The 6135-nt window shown below is 74.7% G+C and carries 2 protein-coding genes and 1 pseudogene; all 3 read left to right on the top strand.

The window, feature by feature from the left end; translation table 11 throughout:
* On the top strand, positions 1-2878 hold a 2878-nt coding region (locus ACOJUF_RS25035), incomplete at its 5' end, for a hypothetical protein (RefSeq protein ID WP_420124518.1).
* Positions 2875-5676, top strand: coding sequence for a hypothetical protein (locus tag ACOJUF_RS25030; RefSeq protein WP_420124517.1), 2802 nt, complete (start codon positions 2875-2877; stop codon positions 5674-5676). The genes ACOJUF_RS25035 and ACOJUF_RS25030, both read left to right, overlap by 4 nt.
* Before the next feature lie 154 nt (positions 5677-5830).
* Positions 5831-6135: pseudogene (locus tag ACOJUF_RS25025) on the top strand (hypothetical protein); the annotation flags it as partial.

Here is a 6135-nt window from a genome sequence, read left to right as displayed (position 1 = left end):
GGTGGTCGCGTCCGCCGCGCGCCCCGCACCCTCGCCCGTCGTCGCCGACGACCTGCCCGACGTCGCCGTGCTGTCGCCCGAGTGGGACGCCTTCGCCGAGTCGGACGCCACCGTGCGCGCGGTGGTGGACATCACGGGACGCACGATCCTGCGGTGGGACGAGCACGTCCCGCCACCCGGTTCGACCGCGGTCTACCTGGTCTGCGGGTCGGCCGACGCCGTCCCGGAAGCACCGTCGGCGTCGGATCGGGTGCTGGTGACCGTGGACCGGCAGGCGATCCTGCCGGACACGCGGCACCGGTTCTTCGCGGTCTTCGCCTACCCGGTCCGGTCCGCGGCCGAGTTGCCGGACGCGACGGCCGTCCGGCACGCGATCGGCCGGGTGCTCACCGAGGTCGCCGACCTCGCCGTCGAGCCGGCCGAACACGGCGTGCTGCTGAGCTGGACCGCGCCGGACGGGATCGACCGGGTCCGGGTGATGCGGTCGCTCCCCGGGCGGCCGCTGCCCAAGGGGCCGGACGCGTCGCGGCAGCTGACCTTCCGCGGCGACACCTTCCGCGACGTCGACGTCGAGCCGGGGGCGACCTACACCTACCGCGTCTACACCGAGTCGCCCGTGCTCGGCGCGCACGACGGGTCGATCGAATCCTCCCCGGGCCTGGAGCGGACGGTGACGGTGCCCGGCCGACCCGAGCCGGTCACCGAGCTGCGCGGCCAGATCCGCCACCGGGACGACCGGGTCGGGGTCGGCGCCTCCTGGCGGCCGCCCGCCCGCGGAACGGTCACGCTGTACGTGGCCCCGGGTGGCCCCCACGCCGACACCGTCGTCGGCCGCACCCTCACCGCGGACCAGTGGGCCCTGCAGGTGGGGCTGCTCGGCGAGCGGATCCGGGAGCCGGTCGTCGCGGTCGAGGAGCGCGACACCATCCCGTGGATCCCGCTGGACACCCACGTCGACGGTGGGCGGCATTCCCAGTGGACGATCTCGGCGGTCACCGAACTGTCCGGCACCCGGATCATCGGCGGCCAGGACGTCATGCTGCACGTGGGTGACATCGACGAGATGGAGATCGAGGAACGGGTCGACTGGCAGCTCGTCCGGTCGACCTGGCCGACCGGTGCCACCTTCCTGGGCGTCTGGTTCGTGCCGCCCGGCGGTCAATCACACGGCGCGCCGATGCGGCTGGTCAACCGGGAGGAATTCGACCGGTTCGGCGGGGTCGGCTGCACCCTGGGACCCGAGCCGGTCGACGTGCTGCTGCAGGGGGCGACCCGTTACGGCGGCGACTACATCCGCGGCGGCCAGTTCCGCAAGGCCTATCCGGGCCGGTGGACCGTCCGGTGGGACCTGGCCGCGGTGAACCGGTTCGGGTCGAGCCGGTCGTTGCAGTTGCTGGTCGACCGCCCGCACTGGCCGAACCTGTCCTTCATGCTGCTCGCCGACACCACCGGCTTTCCGCTCGCGACGGACGGCCCGACCGTCCAGCGCGTCTGCCAGGGCGAGGTGCCGCGCACCGCGCTGGCCCCGGGCCAGTGGATCACGGCCGTGCCGGAGGTGCGGGTGCCCCGGGGAGCCCACCTGCGCCTGCTGGTCTGGACCGGGAGCGGGACCCCACCGATCGTCGTCGATCCCGTTGGCCCGCCGGTCGCCCCGCCCGGGCCGGCGACCGCGGCGCCGCTGCACTGCCCGCGCTGCCTGCGCGAGGCCGACCTGCGGGTCCAGCAGTTCCGCTGCCAGGGATCGTGCGAGCCGACGATCGACCCGGGGTTGACCCAGCTGCGGCATCCCGGCTCGGCCGACCCGACCGACGCGGTGCAGGCCAGGCCGGTCTTCCCGGTGACCCGGTCGAGTCATCAGGAGCGCCGGGAGACGGTGCTCGACCCCCCGCAGCCGACGGCGCACTGCCCGAACTGCGGCGTGATGAGCCGGCAGGAGGTCTGCCCGCACTGCCATTCCGATCTCCCCCCGACCTGGTGGGCGCACGAGGTGCTCGGCGTGGTCATGGTCGGGGCCCGGCAGTCCGGCAAGACGACCTACCTCAGCGGTCTGGTCGGCCACCTGGAGACCACGCTGCTGCCCTCGGTGGGTGGTCACCTGCGCCCGATCGACGCCGAGTCCGATGCCAAGTTGACGGCGCACCGCAACATGATCCGGGCCGGGGAGCTGTTCCCCAGCACGCTCTCCGCCGCCCAGAACGAGGAGCTGCTGCGCCCGATGATCGCCTCGATCGGCCGGGCCCCGACCGGCCGGAACCGGGCGATCTCCCTGTTCGACGTCGCCGGGGAGGACATGAGCCAGCCCGAGACGGTCCGGCCGTACGCGCCGGCGCTGGCCCACGCCGACCTGATCGTCATCCTGATCGACCCCCTGCAGCTGCCCGGGGTCCGGGACTGGCTGCACGGCGTGATCCCGCTGCCCGAACAGGGTGCGCCCCCGCTGACCGTGGTCGGCAACGTGGTCAACGAGATCCGCCTGCTGCTCGGCATCCCCACCGGGCCGTTGCCCAACCGGGCGGCCGTGGTCTTCGCCAAGTTCGACGGGATCCAGGCCGTGGCCAAGGAACCGCAGTCCCAGTTGAGCCGGTTGATCGGGCCGGGCAACGCCCTGTGGCGCGACCCCTACGTCACGCAGCCGGGGCTGTACCACGAACCCGACGGCCGGCGGGTGCACGACGAGGTCCGGGCGTTGCTGCTGGCCATGAACGAGCGTGCGCTGGTCGACGAGGTCGAGCAGTCGTTCCGGGAGTTCCGGTACTTCGCACTGTCGGCGCTCGGCCACGGGCCCAAGGGCCGGCAGCTGACCGACGCCGGGGCCAGCCCGCAACGGGTCGGCGACCCCATCCGCTGGCTGCTCTGGTCGCGCGGGTGGGGGACGTGAACCCGGTCCTCGTCGGGCAGTTCAGCTACACCGCCTGCGAGGCACCCGGCCCCTACTCGGCGGTGCCCGGCTGGAAGGTCAAACAGGTGGTGTCCGCCGACTTCGGCGGGCCGGTTCCCGAGGCCGCGGTCAAGGAGGCGGTCCGGCCGTTCGGCGGCTTCCGGACGCCCATCGTCGGGCCGCTGACCACCCAGGACGAGATCGACCTGCTGCCCAGGTGCCTGCGGCTGGACGTGCTGCCCGGCGGGTTCCGGAGCCTGGCCCACCTGGCGGCGGCCGGCCGGGACCGCTCGGGACGGGACGCGTTCTTCGCCCACGGGCTGCTCGTGGGGCCTCCGGCGGCCGGCTCGACGACCGTCTCCGGCGCCGGAGCGATCTGGAACCGGTACCGGCCGGCCGACTTCTGGGCCGCGGACGGCTGGTTGACCCCCTGCCGGGCCGAGGCCATCGAGACCGCCGAGCTCGGACCGCTGCCGGTCGTGTCCGTCGCCTCGCCGGCCGCGGCCGACCTGCGGATGGACTTCATCGATCTGCATCCCGGGCAGCGGGAGTTCGTGCTGGCGGCCGCCGAGCGGGCGTTCGCCACGCAGACGCCGATCGTCGTCCTCGGGCTGCCGGTCGAGGCGGCGATGTGGACGTCGATCGTCACCCACTTCCTGCTGCCCGGCACCGGGTGGGCCGTGCCCTTCTCCACCTACGAGGCGGCCCCGGCGGCGGAGGTGCTGCGCGCCCGGCCCGGCACGGTCATCGGGGCTCCCGCGGACACCGCGGGCGGGTGGCGGCAGATGCCCGACGAGCAGGTCACCGTCCTGGACCCGGAGAACCTGCCGGTCCGCACCGGCGACGGCTTCACGCTGGTCGGCGGCACGCTGCTCCGGGTCGGTCCGTGGGCCCGGCTCGCCGAGGCGGTGTGCGCCCTGGGCTGGGAGGACGAGGTGCGCCGGCGCATCGACGTGCTGGGCGAGCAGGTGGGCGCCGACCTCGATCCCTGGCCGCTGTTCGCCCTGCCCGCGGTGGTGCTGTCGATGGACGGTGCGCTGCTCCGGGACCAGCGGGAGGTCGCCCGGCTGGCCGCGCAGGTCCTGATCGCGGCCATGCCGCAGGTCAGCCTGCTGCCCCCGGCGCTCACCGCCGACCTGATCGCGGCGATCACCGTCTGGGGGGAGGCGGGCGCCACGTCGTCGACCACCGGCGAGATCCTCGCGGCCCTCGACCGCTCCGACGGTCCCGTGCCCACGGCCACCACGGATCCGATCCTGACCGCCTACGTGCGGGAGGTGCTCGCCGGTCCGGAGGATCCGGCCGCGCCGGTGTGGTTCCCCGAACGTCTCGCCCTGTCCGATGCCGCCGCCCTGGGGCTCGCGCAGGAGCTGCCGTCGCTGACCGGCTGGCTCGACGGGGTCGACCCCGATGACCGGGACGACGCCGTCCTGACGGTCGCCGTGCAGGTGGAGCGGGCCGGGCTGACCCGAGGGCCGGCGCTGACCGCCGTCCGCGCGGCGTTCGACGACCGGATCGAGGCGCTGGTTCCCGCCCTCCTGGATAGGGCGCCGGGGACGCGATCACCCGGCGTCCCCCTGGCCGGCTGGCTCTGGCCCGGCGTGCTGTCGGAGGCGGTGGCGACGCGGCTGCGGCAACGCCCGGCGGGCGAGGTGCTGTGGCATCCGGCCGTGCAGCGGCTGGTGGAATCGGTCGAGCCGCCGCTGCCGGCCCGGTACGAGCCGGGCCGAACCGGTGCGGGCCTGAGCCTGCTCGACGGGGAGCGGGCCGCCGTCGAGCTGCTGGCGGTCGAGCCGTCGTCGATCGAGCCCGCGCGGCTGGAGGTCCTGCGGACCGCCGCCTTCCTGCGCTCGGTCCTGACCGGGCAGTTCCCGGGCGGGGAACGGCCCGGGTCGCTGGTCCTGGAGTTCCGGCGCTGGTTCTCCGGGCCGCCCAGGTCGGTGGTGCTCTACGACCTGCTCGACCGGCTCAGTGCCGTGGCCCCGCCGGACGAGCTGATCCAGATGGCCAATGACTGCCTGACGATCCTGGCGCCGGACGACTGCACGAAATCCATCGCCACTTTGCTGCTCGACCGGGGCGTGATCACCCCGGCGGCGGTCTCCGGCCCGCTGGCCTGGCATGTCCAAATCCGCCGGTCGCTGCCCTTGTCCAGCCACGACGGTCTCCAGGCGGTCTGGCCGGACCATCCCGAGAACGAACTGCTCAAGGCCGTCGTGGCCGGTCGTGTGGCCGGTGGGTTCCGCGAGATCATGCTCGCCCGTCTGGCCTGGTGGTTGCTGCTGGTGGCGGCCGACCAGCTCGATCTGCCGGGCAACAGCTTCCGGATGGAGTCCGCCACCTGGTTCACCAGCGCCGAGCGTGAACCGCTGCGCGGCCGTCTGGAGCCGCTGCTGCCGACGATCGGCGGTCAGGCCGCCCGGCGGGCCCGACATCGCCAGGGTCAGGCCGACGATCTGGCCGCGGAGTGGACCACCCGCGCGGCCATGGCCCAGCTCCGGATCCCGGGCGACCCGGCCGGCGCCTTCTTCGGTGATCAGGCGACCGGGTCGGGGTGGTTCGCCGGTGTCCGGGTGATGCTCGACGCCCCCGACCGACCCCGCGACCAGCTGGAACGCTGGCTGGAGCGGGTGCGCATGTCGGCGACGTGGGCAGGCATCAGGGCCTATCCGGACGAAGCGCAGGTCCCCGCGCAGGAGGCGCTGATCGGGGCGGCGGTCGACCTCGCCACCCGGGTGGCCGGCCTGGGCGGGGTGAAGGGCTGGCTCCGGCGCTCCGCTCCGGTGCGTCGATCCTGACGGCCCACCCGGCCGGGCCGGGTGGGCGACCGATCACCCGGACGGGCGCGCGGACCCTGTGCGACCCTGAACACACGTCATCCCGGCGGGGTGGCGCGTCCGCGCACCGTGGTGGCGAACAATGAGGCCCAGGATCGGACGAAGGAGCGCTGCGGTGACCAACCCTGACCCCCGGACGCCCCCGGCGTCGGGTTCGGGAGTGCCCCGGCGGGGCCGGCTCGAATCGCTGGCCCGCGGCGCGGTGGGCGCCGCCTGGACCGCCACCGGACCGCTGCGCTGGGGGGCCGGGGTCGCGGCCCGGACGGCCGAGGCCGCCGTCTCCGAGGTCGTCGCGCTGGCCTCGCCCCGACCGGGGCCGGCCGGCGGGTCGACGGCCGCCGTCGCCGTGCCGTCCACGACCGGGGCCGGCCCGGGCGGGATCGGCTCGGGTGCGCCCGGCTCCGCCGGGCCCGATCCGGC

The sequence above is a fragment of the Nakamurella sp. genome, from assembly GCF_048594475.1.
In the GTDB taxonomy this organism is placed as follows: Bacteria; Actinomycetota; Actinomycetes; order Mycobacteriales; family Nakamurellaceae; genus Nakamurella.
This window is presented reverse-complemented; position numbering and strand designations above follow the sequence as displayed.